General features: G+C 74.1%; 16 protein-coding genes. 8 read left to right on the top strand and 8 right to left on the bottom strand.

What is annotated here, in order from left to right:
• The first annotated feature begins 41 nt into the window (after positions 1–41).
• From IO30_RS0106075 to IO30_RS0106060, 4 genes are read left to right on the top strand one after another with little or no spacing between them, the layout of a single operon-like run.
• Positions 42–956: an isocitrate lyase/PEP mutase family protein gene (locus IO30_RS0106075; RefSeq protein WP_051901960.1), complete on the top strand. Its 915-nt coding sequence runs from the start codon at positions 42–44 to the stop codon at positions 954–956.
• A complete protein-coding gene (locus tag IO30_RS0106070) occupies positions 916–1440 on the top strand; it encodes a hypothetical protein (RefSeq protein WP_063768415.1) in 525 nt (174 codons plus the stop codon). The genes IO30_RS0106075 and IO30_RS0106070 overlap by 41 nt, the downstream gene beginning before the upstream one ends.
• Positions 1437–3245 (top strand): GMC oxidoreductase, encoded by a 1809-nt coding sequence (locus IO30_RS0106065; protein WP_031140046.1) that lies wholly within the window; start codon positions 1437–1439, stop codon positions 3243–3245. Before IO30_RS0106070 ends, IO30_RS0106065 begins: the two co-directional genes overlap by 4 nt.
• The gene (locus IO30_RS0106060) at positions 3242–4084 is read left to right on the top strand and encodes a hypothetical protein (protein ID WP_031140044.1); all 843 of its coding nucleotides are present in this window, start codon (positions 3242–3244) and stop codon (positions 4082–4084) included. Before IO30_RS0106065 ends, IO30_RS0106060 begins: the two co-directional genes overlap by 4 nt.
• Before the next feature lie 36 nt (positions 4085–4120).
• Here IO30_RS0106060 and IO30_RS0106055 read toward each other — a convergent pair whose 3' ends face one another.
• Positions 4121–6025 carry a DUF2264 domain-containing protein gene (locus IO30_RS0106055; protein WP_031140042.1) on the bottom strand — a complete coding sequence of 635 codons (1905 nt, stop codon included), beginning with the start codon at positions 6023–6025 and terminating at the stop codon, positions 4121–4123.
• 266 nt (positions 6026–6291) lie between these two features.
• On the opposite strand from IO30_RS0106055, the gene IO30_RS0106050 reads away from it, so the two are divergent.
• From IO30_RS0106050 to IO30_RS0106040, 3 genes are read left to right on the top strand one after another with little or no spacing between them, the layout of a single operon-like run.
• Positions 6292–13587 carry an amino acid adenylation domain-containing protein gene (locus tag IO30_RS0106050; RefSeq protein WP_031140040.1) on the top strand — a complete coding sequence of 2432 codons (7296 nt, stop codon included), beginning with the start codon at positions 6292–6294 and terminating at the stop codon, positions 13585–13587.
• Between the two features lie 8 nt (positions 13588–13595).
• Complete coding sequence (locus IO30_RS0106045; RefSeq protein ID WP_078904572.1) at positions 13596–14843, top strand: FAD-dependent monooxygenase; 1248 nt, start codon at positions 13596–13598, stop codon at positions 14841–14843.
• Positions 14827–15708, top strand: coding sequence for an SDR family NAD(P)-dependent oxidoreductase (locus IO30_RS0106040; protein ID WP_031140036.1), 882 nt, complete (start codon positions 14827–14829; stop codon positions 15706–15708). Before IO30_RS0106045 ends, IO30_RS0106040 begins: the two co-directional genes overlap by 17 nt.
• A gap of 41 nt (positions 15709–15749) precedes the next feature.
• Here IO30_RS0106040 and IO30_RS45860 read toward each other — a convergent pair whose 3' ends face one another.
• The 7 genes from IO30_RS45860 to IO30_RS0106005 all read right to left on the bottom strand — a co-directional run bounded on the left by IO30_RS45860 (position 15750) and on the right by IO30_RS0106005 (position 23356).
• Complete coding sequence (locus tag IO30_RS45860; RefSeq protein ID WP_031140034.1) at positions 15750–17042, bottom strand: LuxR C-terminal-related transcriptional regulator; 1293 nt, start codon at positions 17040–17042, stop codon at positions 15750–15752.
• A 14-nt stretch (positions 17043–17056) separates the two neighbouring features.
• Positions 17057–18799: a phenylacetic acid degradation protein PaaN gene (gene paaN, locus IO30_RS0106030; protein ID WP_051901959.1), complete on the bottom strand. Its 1743-nt coding sequence runs from the start codon at positions 18797–18799 to the stop codon at positions 17057–17059.
• Between the two features lie 218 nt (positions 18800–19017).
• The gene (locus tag IO30_RS0106025; protein WP_234321598.1) at positions 19018–19587 is read right to left on the bottom strand and encodes a TetR/AcrR family transcriptional regulator; all 570 of its coding nucleotides are present in this window, start codon (positions 19585–19587) and stop codon (positions 19018–19020) included.
• 53 nt (positions 19588–19640) lie between these two features.
• Positions 19641–20912: an MFS transporter gene (locus IO30_RS0106020; protein WP_037893244.1), complete on the bottom strand. Its 1272-nt coding sequence runs from the start codon at positions 20910–20912 to the stop codon at positions 19641–19643.
• 179 nt (positions 20913–21091) lie between these two features.
• Positions 21092–21619 carry a hypothetical protein gene (locus IO30_RS0106015; protein ID WP_051901958.1) on the bottom strand — a complete coding sequence of 176 codons (528 nt, stop codon included), beginning with the start codon at positions 21617–21619 and terminating at the stop codon, positions 21092–21094.
• Positions 21620–21636: 17 nt separating this feature from the next.
• Positions 21637–22377, bottom strand: a complete 741-nt coding sequence (locus tag IO30_RS0106010; protein WP_031140024.1) for a PP2C family protein-serine/threonine phosphatase — start codon at positions 22375–22377, stop codon at positions 21637–21639.
• 127 nt (positions 22378–22504) lie between these two features.
• A complete protein-coding gene (locus IO30_RS0106005) occupies positions 22505–23356 on the bottom strand; it encodes an SDR family NAD(P)-dependent oxidoreductase (RefSeq protein ID WP_031140022.1) in 852 nt (283 codons plus the stop codon).
• An 84-nt stretch (positions 23357–23440) separates the two neighbouring features.
• On the opposite strand from IO30_RS0106005, the gene IO30_RS0106000 reads away from it, so the two are divergent.
• Positions 23441–23899 (top strand): MarR family winged helix-turn-helix transcriptional regulator, encoded by a 459-nt coding sequence (locus tag IO30_RS0106000; protein WP_031140020.1) that lies wholly within the window; start codon positions 23441–23443, stop codon positions 23897–23899.
• The last annotated feature ends 36 nt before the right edge of the window (positions 23900–23935 follow it).

Raw genomic sequence — 23935 nt, 5'->3', positions numbered from 1 at the left:
AACCGGGCCCGATCGGGGTCCGCGGCAGGTGAGGAGAGCCGGTGGACGGGCCCTACGGGAGCGCGCTGCGCGGACACGTGGCAGAGCCGGGTACGACGCCGCTCATCGGCGTGTACGACATGTACTCGGCGTCCGTGGCGGCCGGTCACTACGACGCCTTCTTCGTCTCCGGCTTCGGATTCGCGGCCTCCTTCTACGGTCTGCCCGACGTCGGGTTCATCGCCTGGCCGGACATGGTGGCCTTCACCGAGCGGCTGCGTGCCGCCTTCCCCGGGCAGCACCTGCTGGTGGACATCGACGACGGCTACGGGGACCCCGAGGTCGCGGCCCACGTCGTACGGCGGCTGGAAGGCGCCGGGGCTTCGGGCGTGATCCTGGAGGACCAGCAGCGCCCCCGCCGCTGCGGACACGCGGACGGCAAGCAGATCCTGCCCCTGCGGGAGTACCTCGCCAAGCTGGACCGGGTCCTCGATGCGCGACGGGACCTGTTCGTCGTGGCCCGCACCGATGCCACGGAGGAGGCCGAGATGCTGCTGCGGACCAAGGAACTGGCCGCCACCGAGGCCGACATGGTCCTGGTGGACGGCGTACGCAGTACCGCCCAGCTCAGGCTCGTCCGGGACGCGGCGGGCGACAAGCCGTTGCTCTTCAACCAGATCGGCGGAGGCCGTTCCCCGCGCTTCTCCCTCACCGAACTGACCGGCCTCGGGGTCGACGCGGCGATCTACAGCACTCCCTGTCTGTTCGCGGCGCACCGGGCCATGGAGCAGACCCTGGCCGCGCTGCGGGCCACGGACGGCCGGCTGCCCGATCCCGCCGACGGGGCCGAGATCGGCGTCGCCCGGTCGACCGAGCTGCTCGCCCGCAACCTCGGCCGCCCCCGCTCGGCCCCCGCGCCCCGGGAAGGAGAGCGGCATGGGCTCGACGACGGGCACGCCGTCCCCGGCCGCGGCTGAGGACGGCGCGGTGCGGGACTTCCTCGCGCTGTCGGCCGCACTGACCGGCTTCACCACCGACGAGCTGCGCGCCGCGGGCACGGCGCACGCCTACCTGGCCGTCGTGCGCGAGCAGGCCGGCGCCGTCCCCTACGGGCGGCTCGTGGACGCGGCCGACCCCCTGGAGGCCGGGGAGGGTGAGGACGCCGAGGCCGCCAGGGCGCTGATCCACCTGTGGTACACGGGCAGTTGGCCGGGGCTGCCCGGTGGTGGCGGGGCGTTCACCGTCTCGCCCGAGGCCTACGCGGCGGGGCTGGTGTGGCGCGCGGTCGGCGTGAGCGCGCCCGGCACCAGGCCGCGGGGATTCGGGAGCTGGGCCGAGCCGGTGCCGGTGGTGGCGCCGGAGCCGGCGGCCGCGCCGGCCGCCGCACCGCGCTCGCCGGCCACCGCGCAGACGACGGCCGGGGCGGACGCCGTGGACGCACGGGCGGGGAGCACGCGGTGACCGGGGCGGTGCACTACGACGTGATCGTCGTCGGTGGCGGGGTCGCCGGGTCCCTCGTCGCCCGGCAGCTGGGCGAGGGCGGACGCCGCGTCCTGGTCCTGGAGGCCGGAGCCCGGACCGGCGGCGGCCCCGGAGCGGATGCGGACGCAGCGGCTCCAGGGCCCGAGGTCAGCGACCTGACCGGCCTGGAGGGCGGCGGCTACCGCGCGGACGGGTACTTCGTCCAGCGCGGCCCGCTCCCCTACGCCAGCGCCTACGTACGGGTCAACGGCGGCACCGGCACCGTCTGGACGGGGCTGACCCCGCGGATGCTGCCCGAGGACTTCGACACCGAGGCCTTCGGCTACGGCCGCAGCTGGCCCCTGTCCTACGAGGACCTGGAGCCGGACTACCGGGCCGCCGAGTACGAGATCGGGGTGTCGGCCGACGTCGAGGAGCAGCGGAGCCACGTCGGCCTGCCCTTCCCCGAGGGCTACGTCTTCCCCATGCAGGCCCTCCCCCCGAGCCACCTCGACTCCGTGGTGGCGGGCCGGCTCGACGGCCGGCGGATCACGGACCCGGGCGCCGGACCCGAGCCGGTGGAACTGCGCGTGGTGGGCACCCCGCACGGCCGCAACGGCATCCCGCACCCCTCGTACGGCGGCGGGGCGGGCTACCGGCCCCTCGGCGCGCACGGCCTGCCCGACCCCGGCAGCCGCTGTGCGGGCAGCGCGACGTGCATCCCCCACTGCCCCTCGCACGCCAAGTACACCCCGCTCAAGACGCAGGCGCGGTGGGGCCCGACGGTGACGCTGGTGGACCGGGCCGTGGTCAGCCGGGTGCTCGTCGGCCCCGGCGGCCGGGCCACGGGCGTCGAGTACCTCACCCGCCCGGCCGCGGGCCCGGTGAGCACCCGCACGGTGAGCGCCGACGTGGTGGTGCTGGCGGCGCATGCCGTCGAGAACGCCCGGCTCCTGCTGCTGTCGGGCCTCGCCAACCGGAGCGACCAGGTGGGCCGCAACCTGATGGACCATCCGGTGCTGGTGACCTGGGGGCTGATGCCCGAGCAGGTCGGCCCGTACCGGGGTCCGGGGTCCACCTCGGGCCTCGAAGGGTTCCGGGCCGGTCCGGCCCGGCGCGTCCGGGCCCCCTTCCGCATCGAGATCGGCAACTGGGGCTGGCTGTGGGCCAAGGGTCCGGTCGGCATCGAGGTGGCGGAGCTGCTGCGGTCCACCGGCGCGGACGGGCGCGGACTGCGCGGTCCCGAGCTGCGGCGGGCGGTGGCCGACCGGGTCGGCCGTCAGTTCGCGCTGCAGTTCGAGATGGAGCAGGGCGCGGACCCCGCCAACCGGGTCACCCTCGACCCCGGCCACCTCGACGCGTCCGGACTCCCGCGGCCGGTGATCACGTACGACCTCTCGGACCACGTCAAGGAGGGGATCGCCGCGGCGAAGGCGGTCTCCGACCAGCTCTTCACGCTGCTGGGGGCCGAGGACCACACCGACTTCGCCCCGGCAGCCTGGCCCGGCCGCTTCACGCACAAGGACCGGGCCTACGGCTACCGGGGCGCGGGCCACGGCGCCGGCACGCACATCATGGGCTCCTCGCCCGGCAGTTCGGTGGTCGACCGGTGGCAGCGCTGCTGGGACCACCCCGGGCTGTACGCCGTCGGCTGCGGCAGCATGCCGTCGGTGGCCACCTCCAACCCGACGCTGACCATGGCCGCCCTGGCCCTGCGCAGCGCACGCCGGATCGAGGCGGAGCTCGCCTCCCGCGACCGGCCCGTCCCGCTGTCCCCCTCCCGCACCTCCGGAGCCTCCCCGTGACCCACCTGCCGCTGCCTCCCGTCGCAGCCCCCTACCAGCTGCCCTTCCACTACGGGGCGCTCCACAACATCGGCCTGGACTACCTCGTGGACCCCGGGCCGGTCCGCGAGCTGCTGGCGAAGTGCCACCCGGCCCTGACGGCTGCGGAGTTCGGCGGCCGCGGCCTGGTGTCGCTGAACTATCAGCTGTACTTCGCGCAGTACCGGACCGGCGCGGGCGTCACCCAGGAGATCGAGGTCAACGTCGTCGCCCATCCCACCGCGGCGGCCGGCCGGCTCCCGGAGCTCCGCTACGAGCAGTACGCGCGCGGGGAGGACCAGTCGAAGCTGCTGGGCATCGCCCGCATCCACGTCCTGTGCGACAACCCCCTGGCCATCGACGCCGGGCGCAAGCTGTACGCGGAGCCGAAGTACGCGGGCTGGTTCGAGGTGGAGATGCCCTCGCTCAACGGGCCCGCGGGCGAGGCGTGGAACGTCCGCTGCCGCGCGGCGGAGCTCACGGCGGACGGGGGCATCGAGCGGGGGGAGGCGGAACTGTTCTCCTTCGGCGTCGAGCTGGGGCGGCTCGTCCCCGCGAGCGTGAACAACACCCCCGTCACCGGGTACGGGACCGACGCCGACGGCCGGGCGCTGGCCGGACCGATGAACGTCTACCAGCCCTACCGCTGGTACGACCTGGCCGGCCCGGCCGCCGAGCGGGCGCACCTGAGCGTGCAGGACCGGACCAGCGAGGTCGGCCAGGACCTGGCCCGGCTGGTCGGCGGCGCTCCGGCGGCGGGTGCCTGGACCTACCAGTCCGCCCCGGTCGCCGCCCACAACCGGCCCTACTACCTGGCCTGAGACCCCGTCAGCCGACGGCCACCGTCCACCCGCCGCTCAGCGAGGCGGCAGGTGCTCCACGAGGAGGGGCGGGCCGAAGGAGATCCGGGTCAGCGCGCCGTCTTCGGCCCAGCGCACCTCCAGCACGGCTTCGTCCGCGGTCACTTCGGAGACCGCGGACGACAGCGGGGCGGGGTCCTCCTCGCCGGTGAGCGTGGCCAGCGCCGCGTACAGGGCGGTGCCCTCCGCCGCGGCAGAAAGGCGCGGGAGGAGGGCCCAGGGCGTGAAGGCGGTGCCCGCGGGAGCCCTGGCCTCGTCGTGCTCCGCCCAGCCGTGCAGCGGGTGGAGCGCGGACAGCAGGGGTTCGCCGGGGCCGGTGGCCCAGCCGGTCTGCTCCACGCGGGCTCCGTACGGGGCCCCTTGGACCCGGTGCGCGCGCAGTTCGTGGCGGCCCCGGACCAAGGTGACGCTCTCCACGCGCAGGCCCGGCAGGGCCGCGGGCCCGCTCGGGAAGACGGGCCGGTGCCAGGAGGCGGCCCAGCCCCATCCCTCGCCGTGTCCGGCGCCGAGCGGGTGGATGCGGCGCCGGGTGCTGCGCACCCCTGACACGACCACGGCGAGGTGGTTGTCGGCGGTGTTCTCGCGCATCGTGGGGCCGGTGCGGGTGGAGTAGGCGTGTCGGCCGTAGTGCGGGTCCTCGTCCGCCGCCGATTCGGCTCCCACCGGGTGCACGTGGTCGCTGCCGTGGTTGTGGAGCCGTACGATGCCGTCCGCGCGCGTGCTCTGCACCAGGAAGCCCGGCGCGGGAAGGGCCAGGACGCGGTCCGGGCCCTCGCTGGGGGCCGGTTCCTCCGTCGCGGTCCACAGCGGATGGCCGGCCGGGGCGAGCAGGCAGACGAAGGCCTTGGAGGCCCAGTAGGGCGAGGCCGGACCCGAGTAGGCCTGGAGGGTCGCCGCGTGCGGCCCGTACCAGCCCGGGGTGAGCAGCCCGTCCGCGCCGACGGCACCCCGGTCGAGGAAGTGGCGCAGCGCTCCGCTCAGCAGCCGCCGGGAGGTGCCCGGGGAGAGCGGGGTGTGCGCGGTGACCGCGCCGAGGCCGACGGCCGAGGCCGCGGCGAAGCGGTAGGTCAGGGAGCGGCCGAAGTGGAGCGGGGCGCCGTCGGCGCCGAAGAGCAGCGAGAGGCTCTCCAGGTGTTCGCGCAGCCGTGCGCCGTAGGGGCCCGCCGGAGCGGCGGCGCCCTCGGCGGCGGCCAGGTGGGCGTCGAGCACCGGGTACAGGTGCAGGGCCCAGCCGTTGTAGTGGTCGAAGGACCGGCCGTCGCCGTCGGCGTACCAGCCCTGGCCGCGGTACCAGCCCTCCAGGAGGTCCAGGCCCCTTCGGCGGGCGCGGGCGGTCTCCTGGTCCCCGCGGCCCACCGACTCCAGGAACCCTGCCACCGTGAAGGGGAAGAGGTACCAGTTGTTCGGGGAGGGCTGGTGGCGCAGGGCGCCGCGCAGCCAGTGCTCGGCGCGGTCCTGGTCCCCGCTGTCCAGGCGGTCCCACAGCCAGGGCCGGGTGAGGCGCAGCCCGAGGGCCACGGACGCCGATTCGACCATCGGCTGGCCCTGGACGTGCAGGTCGAGGATGAGGGGCCAGGACTCCTCGTCCGTGCGGCCGGGGGTGCGGGTGCCTGCCGCGAGCCCGGCCGCGTACCGGTCGAGCCAGCCCTCCGGGTCCTTGCCGTCGGCGCCCGCGACGCGGAAGGCGGCGGCGAGGAAGGTGCGGGCGTAGCCCTCCAGGCCGTCGGAGCGGACCCCTGAGGCGGAGGGACGGCCGGGCAGGTCGAGGAGGGCGCCGTGCGGGGTGGCCCAGCGCCAGGCGGCGCGCAGCAGTCCGTCCGCGGCCGCCTCCCAGTGCGCTCGCGCGTAGCCGGTGCGGGGGCTCAGTTCGTGGTCGGCGGCGGGAAGTCCGGGGAGCGTCATGCGCGGTGGACCGGCCTTTCGTCGGGCGCGGGGCGCGAGCACGGGACGTGGGCATCGACGTGACGATCGACGTCAAGATCCTCATCGAAGGGGCACCCCCGGTCAATGGACCGGCCGTATCGCGGTCAAACGGACCCTACTCAAACGAGTAGTCGGGCCACTCGTTCCGGTAGTGGATCTTCGAGTAGTGCCCTGCATACGATTTCGGAGGAATTCGAATTGGCGATTTTCATTCGGTCGACAAGATCCGAAAGTGAGGAAAAGCCGTGGCTGTCCGCCGCACCCTCCCGCTCACCTCCTACCAGCGCGACATCTGGGCCGCCGAGTCCCGGACCCCGGGCGACCCCCAGTTCAACGTGATGCTGCACGAGCGACTGTCCGGGGAGATCGACGTGCCGGCCCTGCGGGCGGCAACGGCGCACGTACTGCGTGTCAATGATGCGTTAATTCTTCGTTTCGGCGAGTGGGAAGGAATTCCGTTCCAGTGGCTCGCGGATTCCTCCGGCACGCCCGACGAGGAATGGGTGGACGAATTCGACCTGTCCGGGGAGAAGGATCCGGCGGCGGCCGTCGAGCAGTTGAAGGAACGTTCCCTCGCGCAGCCTTTCGACCTGAGGGCCGATGTTCCGCTGTTCTCGGCCGCCGTGGTCCGCGAGGGCGCCTCCCTCGTCCACCTGCACCTCACCGTCCACCACATCGTCGCCGACGCCTGGGCCCTGAACCGCATCAGCCACGGGATCTGGGCCCGGTACGCCGAACTGACCGGCTCCCGGGCGGACCCCCGGGCCGAGGCCGGTCCCGCGCCCTCGTACGCCGACTTCACCGAGGCGGACGCCCGCTACGCCGGTTCCGCCGAGCAGGAGGCCGACCGCGCCTTCCACCGTGCGGCGCTGGCCGGCGTGACGCCCGCACTGTTCCCCCGTACGCCCGAGCGGCTGCCGGAGGGCGGGGCGCAGCGGCGGGGCCGGCACAGCTTCACCGTGGACGGCGAGCTCGTCGCGCGCGTGCGGCGGGGCGGGAGCTCCCCCTTCGCCTTCCTCACCGCCGCGTTCGCCTCCTACCTCGCGCGGGTGCACCGGGCCGAGGAGGTCGTGCTCGGCGTCCCCTTCCTCAACCGCCGCACCGAACTGGAACGTTCCACCGTGGGCCAGTTCGCCAACAGCCTGCCGCTGCGCGTCCGGGTGGACGAGGGGGCCTCGCTGGCCGGGCTCGCCGCCGGGATCCGCGGCGATGCGGACGCGCTGCGCGGACACGCGAGGCTCGCGCTGGGCGACGTGCTGCGCGAGGCCCCCGCGGTCGCGGGCGACCGCCGGCTGTTCGACGTCACCGTGTCCTACCTGCGCTTCCCCCGGCCCCCGGTACCGGCCGGCGTGGTGCACGAGAGCGTCATCGCCGCGCCCGTGCACCACCAGGACGCCCTGTCCGTGATGGTGCACGCCTTCGAGGACGACGGTCCGCTGCGCGTCGACCTCGACTACGCCGTCGACGTGTTCGACGAGGACCGTCCCGTCGAGGCGGTGGCCGCGCACCTCGGGCACCTGCTGCGGGCGGCCGTCGGGGAGCCCGGGCGGCCCGCGCTCACCCTGCCCCTCCTCGACGCCGACGAGCGCGACCGGCTGACCCGGCAGGACCAGGGGGCCCCGGTGCCCTTCCGGGACGACACGACCCTGCACGCCCTCTTCGAGGAGCAGGCCGCCCGCACCCCCGACCGGGTCGCCGTGGCCGACGCCACCGACCCCGGCGCCACCCTCACCTTCGCCGCTCTCGACGCCCGCGCCGAGCAGGTCGCCCGGGCCCTGCGGGCCCGCGGCATCCGGACCGGCGACCGCGTGGCCGTACTCCTCGAACGCGGCCCGCACACCCTGCCCGCCCTGCTGGGCGTGCTCAAGTCCGGCGCCGCGTACGTGCCCGTCGACCCCGGGTACCCCGCGGAGCGGATCGCCTTCCTGCTGTCCGACAGCCGGGCGGGCGCCGTCCTGACCGGTCCGGGCTCGCCGGAGCCGCTGGCCCCCGGCCGGGTCCCCGTCCTGCGCGTGGACCTGATACCCGACGGGGACGGGAGGGACGGTGCGCCCACCGACGGGCTGCGCTCCGACGAACTGCCCGCCCCCGCGGCGGGCGCCGGGCCCCGCGACCTGGCGTACGTCATCTACACCTCCGGTTCCACCGGCACCCCGAAGGGGGTGATGGTCGAGCACCGCTCCGTCGTCAACCGGCTGGCCTGGATGCAGTCCCGGTACCCGATCGGCGCCGGCGACGTCCTCCTGCAGAAGACGCCCGTCTCCTTCGACGTGTCGGTGTGGGAGCTGTTCTGGTGGGCCGTCGAGGGCGCTTCGCTCGCCCTGCTGGAGCCCGGCGGCGAACGCGACCCGCGCACCCTCCTCGCCGCCGTCGCCGCGCACGGCGTCACGACCGTGCACTTCGTGCCCTCCATGCTGGGGCCCTTCCTGGACCTGCTGGAGGACCATCCCGCGCTGCGCGCCGATGCCGCGGGCCTGCGGTACGTGTTCTGCAGCGGCGAGGCCCTGGCGCCCGCCCGCGTCGAGCAGTTCCACCGGGTCTTCGCCGGTGACGGGCCGCTCCTGGTCAACCTGTACGGTCCGACCGAGGCCACCGTGGACGTCTCCTACCACGACTGCACCGTGGTGCCGGGGGAGCCGGTGCGCCGCGTGCCCATCGGCCGGCCCGTGGACAACACCCGGCTGTACGTCCTCGACGCCCACGGCGAGCCGCAGCCCGTCGGCCTGCCCGGGGAACTGTGCATCGGCGGTGTCCAGGTGGCCCGCGGCTACCTGGAGCGGCCCGAGCTGACGGCCGAGAAGTTCACCGTGGACCCCTTCGTCCCGGGCGGCCGGATGTACCGCACCGGCGACCTGGCCCGCCGCCTCGCCGACGGCTCCCTGGAGTACCTCGGCCGGATCGACGGACAGGTCAAGATCCGCGGGAACCGCGTCGAGCTCGGCGAGGTCGCGGGCGCGCTCGCCGCCCTCCCGGGTGTGCGCGACGCCCTCGCCGTGGACCGCGACAGCGCCACCCGGGGCACCCACCTGGCGGCCTACTACGTCGCCGACGAGGAACTCGACCCGGTCGGCCTGCGCACCGGACTCGCCCGCACCCTGCCCGAGTTCATGCTCCCCGCCTACTTCGTACGGATCCCCGCGATCCCGCTGACGCCCAACGGCAAGGCCGACCGCCGGGCGCTGCCCGAGCCTTCGGTGCCCGACTCCCCCACCGCGTACACGGCCGCGCGCACCCCCGTCGAGGCGGCGCTCGCCGAGGTCTGGGCCGAGGTGCTCGGCGTACCGCGCGTCGGTGTCCACGACGACTACTTCGCCCTCGGCGGGGACTCGATCCTGATGCTGCGGGTCCTGGTGCGCGCCCAGAAGCGGGGGCTCACCTTCGATCTGAGCGACCTGATGCGCCGTCCCACCGTCGCGGCCCTGGCCGCCGTGACCCGCGCGGACGCCGCCGCGGCGGGAGCCGATCCGGAACCCGCGCCTTTCGCACTCGTCGCCGGGGTCGACCGGGCGCGCCTCGAAGGCCGGGCCGACGCCTACCCCGTCACCCGCCTCCAGCTGGGACTGCTCTACCACAGCCGGGCCGAGCAGGACTCGGCCGTCTACCGCGACGTGTTCCGGTACAGCCTCTCCTTCGCCTGGGACGCGGAGCTCTTCACGGCCGCCTTCGACCGGCTCGTGGCCCGCCACCCGGTCCTGCGGTCGTCCTTCGACCTCGGCAGCTTCTCCGAGCCGCTCCAGATCGTGGACACCTCCGTCGAACGCGCCCTGGACGTCGCCGACCTGCGTGCACTGGCGCCGGAGTCCGCCGAGCGCGAGATCGGCGCCCACATCGAGGAACGGCGCTTTTGGCCGTACGAGTTCGAGCGTCCCCCGCTCTACCACCTGCGGGTCCACGTCCTGCCCGGGACGGTGGAGCTGGTCCTCAGCTTCCACCACGCCCTCCTGGACGGCGGGAGCGTCGCGAACCTCGTGCGGGAGCTCCTCCAGGACTACGCGCACGCGCTGGGCCAGGACATCGGGCCCGTCCCGGAGCTGGAACTGCCCTCGGCCGCGCACCACGTCCTCGCCGAACGGCGCGCCCTGGAGTCCCCGCAGACCCGGGAGCACTGGCAGCGGACCCTGGCGGGGGCCGAGCTGCTCCAGCTCGACGCCTTCCGCCCGCACGCATCGCCCGGCAGCGAGGGGCTGATCACCCGGCGCGTGGACCTGCCGGCCGGACTCGTCGCCGCGGTGAAGGAGTTCTCCCGGGCCCACACCCTGCCGGTGAAGTCGGTCCTGTTCACGGCGCACCTGCTCACGCTGCGCCTGTTCTCCGGCAGCACGGACGTGACCACCGGCCTGGTCACCCACGGCCGGCCCGCCCGGGAGGGCGCCGAGCGCATCGCCGGGCTCTTCCTCAACACCATGCCCGTCCGGCTCGACGCCACCGGTGACAGCTGGCTGTCGGTCGTGCGCGCGGCCTTCCGCGCCGAGCAGGACAGCCACCCGCACCGCCGCTATCCGCTCAGCGCCATCCAGGAGGACCTCGGCGCGACCGTCCTCGACACCGCCTTCAACTACATCCACTTCCGCCAGCTCGCCGCCGTCTTCGGCCTGCCGGGGGTGCGTTCGCTGGACTTCCGCACCTGGGAGGAGACCAACTTCTCACTGCTGGTCAATGCCGTCACCGAACCGGCCGACGACCACATCTGGCTGCGGATGGACTACCAGGGACGCCTCTTCACGCCCGAGCAGGCCGACCTGTACACCCGGTACTTCACCGACATCCTGCACCGGGTCGTCGAACACCCCACGGACGCCGCCGACTTCGGCTTCCTGACCGGGGACGCCGCCGCCCCGCTGCCGCAGGGTCCGGCCGCCACGGGCGCCCCCGACGTCGTGCGCGCCTTCGAGGCGCAGGCCGCCCGGACCCCGCAGGCCACCGCCCTGGTCTTCCGCGACCGGCGGCTGAGCTACGCCGGGCTCGACGCCGCCGCCGACCGCGTCGCCCACCGCCTGCTGGCGCTCGGGGCGGCTCCCGGGGACCGGATCGGCATCGCCATGGACCGCTCCCCCGAGACCGTCGCCGTGATCCTCGGCGTCCTCAAGGCCGGCGGGGCGACCGTCCCGCTGGACACCGGCTACCCGCGGGAGCGGATCGCCGCCATGCTGGAGCAGGCCCGGCCGTTCCGGGTGGTCGCCCACCGGGCGTACGCGGAGCAGCTCGACGCCTCCTCCCCGGTGCTGGCCGCCGAGGAGCTGTTCCCGGAGACCGCCGGGGCGACGGGAGAAGACCTGGCCGCGCGAGCGCCGGACACCGCCTCCGGCACGGACCGCGCGCTGCCGGTGATCGACCCGGAGTCCATCGCCTACCTGCTGTTCACCTCCGGATCCACCGGCCTGCCCAAGGGCGTGGAGATGCCCCACCGCTCGCTGGCGAACCTCGTCGCCTGGCAGAACTCCGTCCCCAGCGGCGTGGTCGGCGGCACCACCGTCCAGTACGCGCCCCTGAGCTTCGACGTCTCCTTCCAGGAACTCTTCTCCACGCTCTGCGGCGGCGGCACCCTGCTGCTGGTGTCCGAGGACGAGCGCCGCGACATGCCGGCCCTGCTGCGCCTGCTGGACCGTGAGGGGGCCGAGCGCCTGTACCTCCCGTACGTGGCCCTCCAGCAGTTCGCGGAGACCGCGCTGGCCCTGGACACCGTCCCGCACGCGCTGCGCGCGCTGCTCTCCTCGGGCGAACAGCTGCGGGTGACGGACGAGATACGCGCCCTGTGCAAGGCCCTGCCCGGGGTGATCCTGGAGAACCAGTACGGGCCCACCGAGTCCCATGTGGTCACCAGCCACACCATGACGGGCGACCCGCTGCGCTTCCCGGCCCTGCCGCCGATCGGCCTGCCCGTCGACGGCGCGGAGGTCCTCGTCCTGGACGCGCGGATGCGGCCGGTGCCCGTCGGCGTCAAGGGCGAGATCCACCTGGGCGGCACCTGCCTGGCCCGCGGGTACGCCGGACAGCCCGAGCTGACGGCGGAGCGGTTCCTGCCGCGTCCGGGCGGGGCCCCCGGCGAGCGCCTCTACCGGACCGGTGACCTCGGCCTGGTGCTGCCCGACGGCTCCGTGGTGTGCCTGGGGCGGTCCGACGCGCAGGTCAAGGTACGGGGCTTCCGCGTCGAGCCGGCGGAGGTGGAGCTCGCCATCACCCGCTTCGCCGCGGACCATCCGGGACTTGCGGGGGCGGCCGTCGTGGCCCGCCGCCGCGAGGGCAACGACGCCTTCCTCGCCGCGTTCCTGGTGGGCGACCCGCAGCGGGCCGATCTGGAGCAGCTGATGAAGCAGCTGCGTTCGGCACTGCCCGACTACATGGTGCCCTCGCACGTGCAGTGGCTCCCGGAGCTGCCGCTCACCCCCAGCGGCAAGCGCGACGACAAGGCGCTGCGCGAGCTGCGGCTGACGGCCTCGGTGTCCGCCGACGCGACCGCCCCGCGCGACGCGTACGAGCGCGCCCTCGCCGACATGCTCGGCGAGCTGCTCCAGCTGCCCGAGGTCAGCGTGCACGACAACATCTTCGACCTCGGGGGGACTTCGCTCACCGCGATGCGCCTCGTGGTCAGGATCGAGCAGCGCTTCGGCATCGGTGTCCCGCTGTCCGAGTTCATCTCCGCGCCGACCGTGGCGGAGCTGGCGGCCCGGCTGCGCGCCGGAGGGGCGGTGGCGGCCTTCGATCCGCTCGTGCCCATCCGCGCGCAGGGGGACCGGCCTCCGCTGTTCTTCGTCCACCCCATGGGCGGCAACGTCCTGTGCTACGTCCGGTTCGCCAAGTACCTCCCGCAGGACCGGCCGTTCTACGCCTTCCAGGCGGCCGGCGTGGACCCGGGCAGCGATCCGCTGCGCAGCGTCGAGGAGATCGCCGCGAGTTACGTGGCACGGATGCGCGAGGTGCAGCCCAGCGGCCCGTACCTGATCGGCGGCTGGTCCTTCGGGGGCTTCGTCGCCTTCGAGATCGCCCGGCAGCTGCGGGCGGCGGGCGAGGAGGTCGGCAGGCTGATCCTGCTGGACACCACGGCCCTCAACCCCGGGCGCAGGCTGCGCACCCACGACGACGCGCTGCTGGGGTGGTTCTTCTGGGAGCTGCTGTGGCTGCGGCGCGGCGGCGACTCGCCCCTGGAGCTGATCCCCGACGGGCTGCGGACGCTGGACGAGAAGTTCGACTTCATCGCCCGGCTCGCGGCGGACGAGGGGGTGCTCCCGGCGGGCAGTACGGGGGCCTTGGTGCGGCGGCTGTTCGACGTGTACGAGGCGAACTGGCGCGGGGCGTTCGCCTACCGGCCGGAGGTGGTCGACCAGGACGTGGTCCTCATCCACGCCTCGGAGCCGCTGCCGGAGGTCCTGGACTCCATGCACACCGCCATCGACTCGATGCACCGGGACCCGGCCAACGGCTGGCGCGAGCGCACCAGCGGTGAGCTCACGGTCCTCGACGTACCGGGCGACCACCTGACGATCATGGAGGAGCCGCACATCGAACACGTGGTCCGGGTCGTCACCGAACTGATCGAGAAGTGAGGACGGACATGAAGGCGATCGTGATCGGGGCCGGTATCGGAGGCCTCGCGGCAGGCGCCGCGCTGCGCAAGGCGGGCCTGGAGGTGGAGATCCACGAACGGGCCACCGAACTGCGGGCGGCGGGCTCGGGGCTGTCCGTGATGAGCAACGCCATCGCGGCACTGGACTCCGTCGGGCTGGACCTGGGGCTGGAGAAGCGGGGCCAGGTCCTGGAGTCGTACCACGTGCGGACCGCGCGGGGGCGGCTGATCAGGGAGTTCCCCTTCCCGTCGATCATCGAACGGCTGGGGGTGCCCAGTGTGCTGATCACCCGCTCCGAGCTCCAGCAGGCGCTCCTCGCCGCCGCGGACGGCATACCGCTGCGGCTGGGGTCCGCGGCCCGCGAGATCGCGGTGGACGAGGAGACCCAGGAGGTGTGGGTGGGTTTCGAGGACGGCAGCGAGACCCGCGGCGACGTACTGATCGGGGCCGACGGGTTCGGATCGGCGGTGCGGCGGCAGCTGGTGGGCGGCCCGGAGGAGTCCCGGGACAGCGGTTACATCTGCTGGCTCGCGCTGACCCCCTTCAGCCATCCCCGGTTCACCCCCGGCTCCGTCACGCACTACTGGGGCAGCGGGCAGCGCTTCGGCATGGTCGACATGGGTGACGGACTCCTCTACTGGTGGGGCACCAAGAACATGCCCGCCCACGAGTCCGCCGACTGGCGCGGCGGCAAGGAGGGCGTGGCCGCGGCCTTCGCGGGCTGGGCCGAGGAGGTGGGGCAGGCCATCGACGTCACCCCGCCGGAGTCGATCCTGGCGGTGCCCTCCCGGGACCGGGTCTTCCTCGAACGCTGGGGCCGGGGGCCCGTGACCCTGCTGGGCGACGCGGCGCACCCCATGCTGACCAGCCTGGGCCAGGGCTCCGGCATGGCCCTGGAGGACGCCGCCGTCCTGGCCCGGGTGCTGGGCGGCGCCACCGACGTGCCCCGGGCGCTGCGCCGTTACGAGGACGAACGGCGCGAGCGGACCCGGGGCATGGTCGCCGCCTCCCGCTCGATCAGCGAGTTCGAGCAGTCCGAGAACCCGGTACGGCGGCCCGTGCGCGACGCGTACTTCCGGTTCATGCCCGAGCGCAGGCTCGTGGCGACGCTGGAGGGTGCGCTGTCCTTCCCCGGCGCGGGCCGCCGCACCGACCATCCCTCGTCCCGCCCCTCGTCCGTCCCGTCCCCCGCGTCCGCCCCGGTGAAGGAGAGCAGCCATGCCCGCACCCCGTAGGAAGCCCGTCGCGCCGCACGGCCGCGCCGTCCTGGTCACCGGAGCCTCCACCGGCCTGGGCCGGGCCTGCGTACTGCACTTGGACGGTCTCGGGTTCCGGGTGTTCGCCGGGGTGCGGGACGACGGCGTCGGCAAGGAGCTCGAGGAGGCCGCGCCGAACGGCCGGCTGAGCGCCGTCCGGGTCGACGTCACCGATCCCGGACAGGTCCGCGAGGCGGCCGCCCGCATCGACCGGGACACCGGCGGGCAGGGCCTGTGGGGCCTGGTCAACAACGCGGGGGTGTGCGTGCCCGCCCCGCTGGAGTGCGTACCGCCCGAGCGGCTGCGCTGGCAGCTCGACACCAACGTGGTGGGCCAGCTCTCCGTCACCCAGGCCTTCCTGCCGCAGCTGCGCAGGACGCGGGGCCGTCTGGTGAACGTCACCTCGGGCCTGGGGACGGTGGCCCTGCCCTACCTCGGGGCGTACGCGGCAGCCCAGTTCGCGAAGGAGGCGCTGAGCGACGTACTGCGCCGGGAGCTGCGGGATTCCGGTGTCGCGGTGAGCGTGGTCCAGCCCGGGGCCGTGATGACGCCGATCTGGGACAAGGTCTCCGAGCTGGGCCGGGACGCGCTGGACGCGATGCCCGGGGAGCTGGCCGAGCTCTACCGCATCCGCTTCAACCGCTTCCTGTACGAGAGCGAGCAGGCGGCGCGGGCCAGCCGGACCACCCCGTCGGCGGTGGCCGACGGGGTGGTCCGGGCGCTGACCGACGGCCGGCCGAGGACCCGCTACCGGGTCGGGGCGGACGTGAAGCGGCTGACGGTCCTGGCGAGGCTGCTGCCGGACGCGGCCCTCGACCGGTACCTGCGGGCGCCCGCGGGCTGAGCGGGGCCCCGTGCCCGCCGCCCCCGGGCGGGCACGGGGCCTCATCCGGTGAGCCGTGGGGCGGCCTCCCGCTGCCGCTCCACGGCCCTCAGCAGATCGATGCGCGAGCGGACGCCGTAGCTGTGGAACAGCTTGCGCAGGTGGTAGTTGACGGTGTGGGGGGAGACCTCCAGCCTGCGGGCGATCTGCTGGTTGGTCAGCCCCTGCGCCACCAGGCTGACGACGGCGCTCCGCCGGTCGTTCAGCGCCACGCTCCCGGACCGGTCCCCGTACGCGGGTCCGTGGCCGGGACCGTGCCCGGCCCCGGGTGCGGCGGTCCGCGCCGCCGGCACCCGGGGTCTGCGCGCTTCCTGGGCCTCGCGGAGCAGGGCCCGCTTGAGGGAGGCGGGCACCGAGCCCGCGATGAGGCGCCGCAGCAGTTCGCTGCGGAAGACCGTCCGTACGCCGTCGCTGTGGACGGCGCCCGTGGCGACGGCCTCGTCCATCAGCTGGACCATCCCCGAGGGCGAGGTGCGCAGCATGGGCGCCAGTACCTCGTATTCCAGTTCCCGGCCCAGGACGGCGGCCATCCGCAGCAGTTGGCGCAGGTCGGGCGAGAAGGTCTCCATGGTGGCGGCGACCTCCGCCCGGACGCGCTGCGGGAGCCGCCGGTCGGCGAGGTGTGCCTCGCCGTCGGCGATCCGCAGGCCCTGTTCCTCGCGCAGGCCGGTCAGCAGGGCGACGATCAGCCGGGGCAGGCCCTCGGCCTGGTCGACGAGTTCGAGCAGGGAGGGCGCGGCGGGCATCCCCAGCACGTCGGCGGTGAGCAGGGCCGAGGCCGCGGGGGCCAGCGGGGACAGGAGGAGCCGGTCACGGCGTCCGGTCGGGGTGGCGAGCACCGCGCCGATGGACTCGGGGCCCTTGCCGCTGCGGTGGGCGACCACCGAGACGGCGTGGTGGCCGTGCAGGCCCGCCCGCCTGGCCAGCAGGGTCTCCAGGGCCTCCACGCCGAGCCGGTCGGCCTCGTCGATCAGCAGCAGCAGCGGCGGCCCCGCCTCCGGCCGGGCGCGGCCCCGGCCGGAGCGCAGGCCGTGCCGGGCGAACGGGCCGTGCTTGTAGCGGGGGCGCGGGAACTCCTCCCGCCGCCCGGTGTACGGACGGTCGGCCATCGCGTACCCCATCTCCTGCGCCATGGTCGCGCACGCGCGCAGCAGCCTCGTCTTGCCGGAGCCGGGCGGGCCCTCGATGACGAGCAGGGCGCTGCCCTCGGTGCAGCCGTGCACCAGGACGTCACGGATGTGGGCGAGTTCGCGCTCGCGTCCACGCAGCGGTAGGTCGAGTGAGGTGACGAACACGGACGACCTCCGGGTCACATGAAGCCGTCGGCGGCCTTGCGGCGCACGGCGACGGTGCGGAAGCGGTTCGCGACGAAGGCGGCGTCGCAGTAGGTGGCGTTTCCGGCCGGGTTGAGGCCGGTGCCGTGCAGGTCCGAGTAGACGGCCGACTGGCTCAGGTACCAGTCGCCGGTGAGGTTGAGCGAGAGCATGACCCCGCTCTCGGCGCAGGCGTCCTCCAGGGCCCGTTCGACCTCCCGGGAGGCGGTGTACGCGCCGACGGAGAGGGCTCCGCTGCGGCGGACGGTACGGGCGATCAGGGCGATCCCGTCACGGGCGGAGTCCACGGCGGCGACGAGGACGACGGGGCCGGGCCATTCGGCGGCGAGGGTGACCCGGTCGCGGTCGCGGGCGGCGTCGAGCTGCACGAGTACGGGGGTGCGCACGACCGCGTCGGGGAAGTCGGGGTGGAGCACGGTGCGGGTGTGGTGGGCGACGTGGCCCAGCCGGCCGGAGTCGGCCCGTTCCACGCGTTCGAGCACGCAGGGGGCGTAGAGGGCGCCGAGCACGGCGGCCGCCCCGGCGTCGTCGGCCAGCAGCCGGTCCAGGGCCGTACCGAGGTCGGAGAGGACTTCGGCGAAGGTCTTGTGGCCCTCGTCGGTGGCGATGCCCCCGCGGGGCACCAGGACGTTCTGCGGGCTGGTGCACAGCTGTCCGCTGTAGAGGGCGAGGCTGAAGGCCAGGTTGTCGAGCATGTCGCGGTAGCTCGGGGTGGACTCCACGAGGACGGAGTTGACGGCCGAGACGCTCGTGTACACCTGTGCCTGGGTGGCGTTGACGGTCAGCCAGCCGCCGAAGGCGGTCGTGCCGGCGTAGTCGACGATGGCGACCTCGGGGTGCACCGCGAGGCGCTTCGCCAGCGCTTCGCCGGGGCGTTCGGGGACGAGGGCGATCAGGTCCGGGGAGAAGCCCGCCTCGTGCAGCACCTCGCGGGCGGTGCGGACGGTCAGGGCCAGCGGGAGGACGGCGCGCGGGTGCGGTTTGACCAGGACGGGGTTGCCGGTGGCCAGGGAGGCGAAGAGGCCCGGGTATCCGTTCCAGGTGGGGAAGACGGAGCCGGCCACCAGCAGGGAGATGCCGCGCGGAACGGCGGAAAACGACTTGTCGAGCGCGAAGATCCGGCCATCGGCCAGGGGTTTGCGCCAGGTCAGGGCGGCGGGCATCCGGGTCTGTTCGGCGTGGGCCTGCGCAACGGCTTCCAGTCCGCGGTCCAGTGCGTGGACGGCGCCCGCGTGGAAGGCCATCACGGGGTTGTGGCCGCTGGTGTGCATGGCGGCCTGGGCCAGTTCGTGGGGGCGGTCGGCCAGCCGGGCGAGGATCTCCGCGCACACGGCAGCCCGGGCGTCGGGGCCGGCCGAGCGCCACGCCGGCATGGCCGCGCGCATCGCGGAGATCAGGGCGGCGGGGTCGCTGTGGGGGTAGGAGATGCCGAGCGGGAAGCCGTACGGGGAGTGCTCGCCGCCCTCTTCGGGGGCGGGGCCCACGGTCCCGTCCCGGCCGGGCTGGTCGAGGGGGAAGGGCCGGCCGAGCAGTTCGCGGAAGGCCGCTTCGCCCTCGGCGGGACCCTTCTCCCCGTACGCGTCCGGGTCTTCGGGGTAGGGGGACCAGTGCTCGCGGCTGCGCAGGACCTCATGTGCCCGTGAAATCAACGGGAGATGCCGCTGCGTAAGCTCCGTTAACAAGACTTGCTCCTTACTTGACCTTGCGTAATGGTACAAAAACGCGACGAAGGACGCAGGGGGAAAAGGGGTCGATGGGCGGGGACCGGCCACCGGGGCGCGGCGGTGCGGTGCGGCGCCGCAGGACGGCACGGCCGGGACGGTGCACGGGTGCGGCCGACTACGGAAGGGTCCGGTCCGGTGGGCACGGCGCTGCCGGGCGCACCGCGGCGCCGGGGCCGTGCGGGGGCGCCGCCGTCACCGCCGCGGCAGCGGCGTCAGAGCAGGACGGCCCGCAGGACCGCTTCGAACTCGTCCGCCGTGGGCGGGGTGTCGGTCAGCAGCGCCTGCATCAGCAGGCCGTCCATGACGCCGCTCAGGATCCGCAGGCGGACCGGGTCGTCCGTATAACATCGCCCGAACTCGGCGATCGCCTCCAGCCAGTCCTGGGTCGGCCCGCGCAGCTCCGGGCGGCGGGCGGCGAGGAGGTACAGCTCGTACTCGGCGAGCAGGTGGTCCGGCCGCGCGACCACGGCCGACATCAGCTCGGCGAGCGCCCGCAGGCCGCCGGGGCCGCCGTCGGTGCCGCCGGTCAGCGCGCGCATCCGTTCGGCGTCCTGGGCCATGCAGCGGGTGAGGGCGGCGGTGAGCAGGTCGTCGATGCTCTTGAAGTAGTACGCGGCGGCGGTCGGCGGCTGGCCGGCCTCGCGGGCGACGGCCCGGTGGCTCACCCCGGCCACGCCCTCGCGGGCGACGACCTGCACGGTGGCGTCGATCAGTTCCCGCTTGCGGCGCTCGCCCTTGAGGCGGCGGCCGTCCGTGGTCGGCTCACCCACCGTCTCGCCCACCGTCGCTCCCGCCCTGGGTCCGGATATCGTCCGCTCCAGACCATACCCGCCGGTCACGAACGCACCTCGGCAGCCTCGGCACTCGCGGCGCCGCCCGCCCTCCCGGCCGGCTCGGCTCCGGCCTCCGCCTGGCGGGCGGCCAGCCGCCGGGTCAGCGGACCGCGGGCGGACAGGGCCAGCAGCAGGGCGGCGGCGCCGGCGGCGATGGCGACGAAGAAGCCGCCGCGCGGGCCGTACGCGTCCACCATGTTCCCGGAGACGGCGGCGCCGAGGGCCACGCCCACGCTCAGGCCCGTGATGGCCCAGGTCATGCCCTCGGTGAGCTGCGCGGGCGGCACGCTCTTCTCGACCATGCCCATGACGACGATCATGGTGGGGGCGAAGAAGATGCCGGAGAAGAAGACGGCGACGGCGAGCGTCGCGATGTTGCCGACGAGGAGCAGCGGCAGGGTCGTCAGCGCCGTGCCCGCGGCCCCGATGAGGAGCAGCCTGGGCAGCGGCACCTTGGTGTCGAGGGCGCCGAAGACCAGTCCGGCGAGGGCCGAGCCGACGGCGTAGACGGACAGCACGATGCCCGCGCTCGACGGCGCGCCGCGCTCCTCGGCGAAGGCGACGCTGACCACGTCCACGGTCCCCACGATGGCCCCGCCCGCCACGAGCAGCAGCGCGAGGATGCGTACGGAGCCGTTGCGGATGGCGGAACCGCCGGCCGCGGCGGCGTCACCGGCGGTGTGCACGGGCGGTTCGGTGCGCTTCTGCGGTACGAACAGCAGGACGCCCACGGCCAGCAGCACGACGGCGACCAGCGGTCCGGCCTCGGGGAACAGCGCCGTGGACAGGGCCACCGACAGCGCGGGACCGACGACGAAGGTCAGCTCGTCGACGACCGATTCCAGCGAGAAGGCGGTGTGCAGGCGCGGGGAGTCCCGGTACACGTGGGTCCAGCGGGCGCGCACCATCGCGGCCATGTTGGGCAGGGTTCCGGCGAGCACGGCGAAGACGAACAGGGTCCACACCGGGGCGTCGTAGCGCGCGCAGAGCAACAGGACGCCCATGGACGCGACGCTGACCCCGGTGGCCGGGAGCAGCACCCTGCCCTGGCCCTTCCGGTCGACGATCCGTGAGATCTGCGGCCCGAAGAAGGCCGTGGAGAGCGTGAAGGTGGCGGACACGGCTCCGGCGAGCCCGTACTCGCCCCGCATCTGACTGAGCATCGTGATGATGCCGATCGCGGTCATGGAGATCGGCATGCGTCCCACGAACCCGGCGGCCGAGAAGGCCACGGATCCGGGTGCGCGGAACAGCTCTCGGTAGACGTTGGCCACGTCGGGGCCCTTCCGTTCGGTCCGAAACAATTTGAACGATCGCAAGACATTGAACGAGTGTTACATTTTCTACTGTAGGGCATGCCCGAAGGGACCTGTCAAACGCCAAGGGGGAGGAAGTGCGCAGGACTTGCGGCCGGAGGGGGGCCGGGCGCGGCCGGGCCGCGGCCTGCCCGGGCCTACACGAAGCCGGGCTCTCCGGTCCGGTTGAAGCGGTGGACGGAACGCCGCAGGAGGTCGAGGAACTCGGGGAGGCCGGCTGCGATCCGGTCGAAGCCGCCCTCGTCGGAGGCGGTCCTGGAGCGCCACACGGCGCCGTCCGCTGCGACCGCGAACCGGATCCCGCCGCCGTCGGAGCCGATCAGCACGGCGGGCACGGACCGGCCCGCCTCCGGCAGGGCCGTGCGTTCCGTCAGCGCCTCGGCCCCGCCGTGCAGGAAGTAGCCGTTGCCGACGTCGCTCATGTCCACGGCGCCGATCGCGCCGTAGTACAGCGCGAGGTCGGCGAAGGCCGCAGGTTCCGCGGCGAGCCGCTCCGCGGCCGCCCGGTCGTCCGCCGTCGCGGGGTGGATCTCGTTCTCCCCCGGAGCGTAACCGTACTTCTCCTCGAATCCGCAGGTCAGGGCGGAGAGGGCGGTCGACACCTCGTCGCGCCAGGCGGCGAGGGAAGCGGCCGTGAGGGCGGCGGGGCGGGGCGCGTCGTGCATGACCCCATGGTCAGGGTCTATGCGCCGATCCGCACCAGCGCCAGCGTGATGTTGTCGGGGCCGCCCGCCTCGATGGCGGCCTTCCACAGCTCGAAGGCGGCCTTGCCGTCGTCGTACGTCTGCAGCAGGTCGCCGAGGGTCTCGTCGGGTACGGGATCGGTCAGCCCGTCGCTGCACACGAGGTAGCGCTTCCCGGCGGACACCGCGCGGGTGGTCAGATGGGGCGAGACGGGGCTGAAACCCCGGGTGCCGCCGAGGGTCTGGGTGACGGCGGAGGTGGTGCGCCGTCCCGGCTCCGGCGGCGGGCTGTCGTCCACGCTCATCTGGCGCAGGCCGTCCGGCGTCACCTCGTACACCTTGCTGTCGCCGACGTTGAAGGCCAGCAGGGAGTCCGCCAGGACGAGCAGGCCCGCGACGGTGGTCCCCATGGTCGCCAGGTCCGGCCTGCCGTCGGCGGCCGCGTACACCTCGCGGTTGCACGCGTCCAGCGCGTCACCGAGGGGCTCCGCTGCGTCCAGGGCCGGGCCGAGGGAGGAGAGCCGGCGGACGACGAGCGCACTGGCCACCTCGCCGCCCGGCTGCCCGCCGAGCCCGTCGGCGACGGCGACGACGAGCGGTCTGCCGAGGGGGAACACGAGGGTCTGCGGGTTCTGGGTCACGGTCGCGCACAGCGTCCACGGGCCGACCGCGAGGCTGTCCTCGTTGTGCTCGCGCACCAGCCCGACGTGACTCAGGGCGGTCACCGCTACGTACGCCACCTCACCGACCGCCTCTCCACACCGGCGGGCGCATCCTCACCCCATTGTCGCGCCGCGCGTACGGGAGGGCAGCCGGTGGGGACCGGGGGCGCGGGCCCGGACGGGGAGGCGCGGGCGGAGAGGCCCGTCAGCGGACCCAGTCGCCGGTGAGGCCCTGGACCGCGGAACCGTCCAGGTCGGTCAGCTTGGTCCCGACGAATGCGCGGGCCCAGTCGGAGGTCTGCACGCGGAAGGCGGGCCGCTCGGCGGTCAGGGCCTCGACGACCGGCGCCGCCGCCTCGTCCGGGGTCTGGGCCTCGGTGAAGGTCTTGGTCACGCGGTCGACGTACGCCTGGAGGGCAGGGGCGTACGGGCCCGCCGCAGCCAGCATCGCGGCCCTGTCCACGCCCACGCTGGCGACGAACTCGCTGGCCACCGCGCCCGGTTCCACCACGCTCACGTCGACGCCGACGCTCGCGGCGACCGGGGCCAGCGACTCCATGAACCCCTCGACCGCGAACTTGGCCGCGCAGTAGGCCTCGTTGAAGGGCTGGCCGATCACGCCACCGACGCTGGTGACCGTGATCACGCGGCCCCGCGAGGCCCGCAGGTGGGGCATGGCGGCCCGGGTGAGCTCGACGACGCCGAAGAAGTTCACCTCCATCGTGGCGCGGACGTCGTCGATGCTGCTCTGCTCGATGGTGCCGACCCGCCCCGCGCCCGCGTTGTTCACCACCGCGTCCAGGCGCCCGTACTCGGCGAGCACCTCCTCCAGGCAGACCGCGACGGAGTCGTGGTCGACCACGTCCAGGCGCTTGACCGCGACACGGTCGGCGACCCCGGCCTCGGCGGCCGCGCGCCGCAGCGGGCCCGCCTTGGCGGTGTCGCGCATGGTGGCGACCACCTGCCAGCCGGCCGCGGCCGCCGCCACGGCGGCGGCCAGGCCGATGCCGGAGGAGGTGCCGGTGATCAGGACGGTCTTGGGGGTGTGCGTGCTCACGGGGTCTCCAGACGAGCGGATTTTATGTGTGTGCACACACAATATAGTTATGTGCGTGCACACGCAAACAGCTAGGCTGCCCGCATGGCGCGCACCGACCTCACCCTGGGCACCCTCAGCTCCCGGGATCACGCCTTCTACGGCCTGATCTGGGCGGGGACCACCCTCGCCACCCGGGTGGACCAAGCCCTCACCCGGGCCCACGGCCTGCCCCTGTCCTGGTTCGAGGTGATGCTCTGGCTCCACGGCCAGAGCGCACCGGTCGCCGCCTCCGACCTCGGGGCCAGGACGCTGCTGAGCCGGAGCCAGGTCTCCCGCGTGATCGACTCGCTGCAGGCCCGCGGGCTGGTCGTGCGCGCCCCCTCCCCCACCGACGCCCGCTCCGTGTGCGTCGCCCTGACCGCCGCGGGCCGGCAGGCCTTCGCGGAGGCCGACGCCACTCGCCGCGAGACGCTGCGGGAGGTCTTCGACGACCGGCTGGACGACGCGGACATCCAGGCCCTGGAAACGGTGTGGGCCAAGCTCAAGCGCCAGGGCACCTGACTCCGGCGCCGGGAGGGCCTGCTGGCAGGATCGAGG

The organism is Streptomyces xanthophaeus, assembly GCF_000725805.1.
GTDB classification, from domain to species: Bacteria; Actinomycetota; Actinomycetes; order Streptomycetales; family Streptomycetaceae; genus Streptomyces; species Streptomyces xanthophaeus.
Note: the sequence above shows the minus strand (reverse complement) of the source record. Positions and strands in the feature narration are given on the sequence as shown.

What these genes read in the sequence shown, in the direction of transcription:
- IO30_RS0106070 (WP_063768415.1), top strand. Translation starts at nt 916, where the DNA reads ATGGGCTCGACGACGGGCACGCCGTCCCCGGCCGCGGCTGAGGACGGC.
- IO30_RS0106055 (WP_031140042.1), bottom strand. Translation starts at nt 6,025, where the DNA reads ATGACGCTCCCCGGACTTCCCGCCGCCGACCACGAACTGAGCCCCCGC.
- IO30_RS0106045 (WP_078904572.1), top strand. Translation starts at nt 13,596, where the DNA reads ATGAAGGCGATCGTGATCGGGGCCGGTATCGGAGGCCTCGCGGCAGGC.
- IO30_RS0106040 (WP_031140036.1), top strand. Translation starts at nt 14,827, where the DNA reads ATGCCCGCACCCCGTAGGAAGCCCGTCGCGCCGCACGGCCGCGCCGTC.
- IO30_RS0106015 (WP_051901958.1), bottom strand. Translation starts at nt 21,619, where the DNA reads ATGCACGACGCGCCCCGCCCCGCCGCCCTCACGGCCGCTTCCCTCGCC.
- IO30_RS0106000 (WP_031140020.1), top strand. Translation starts at nt 23,441, where the DNA reads ATGGCGCGCACCGACCTCACCCTGGGCACCCTCAGCTCCCGGGATCAC.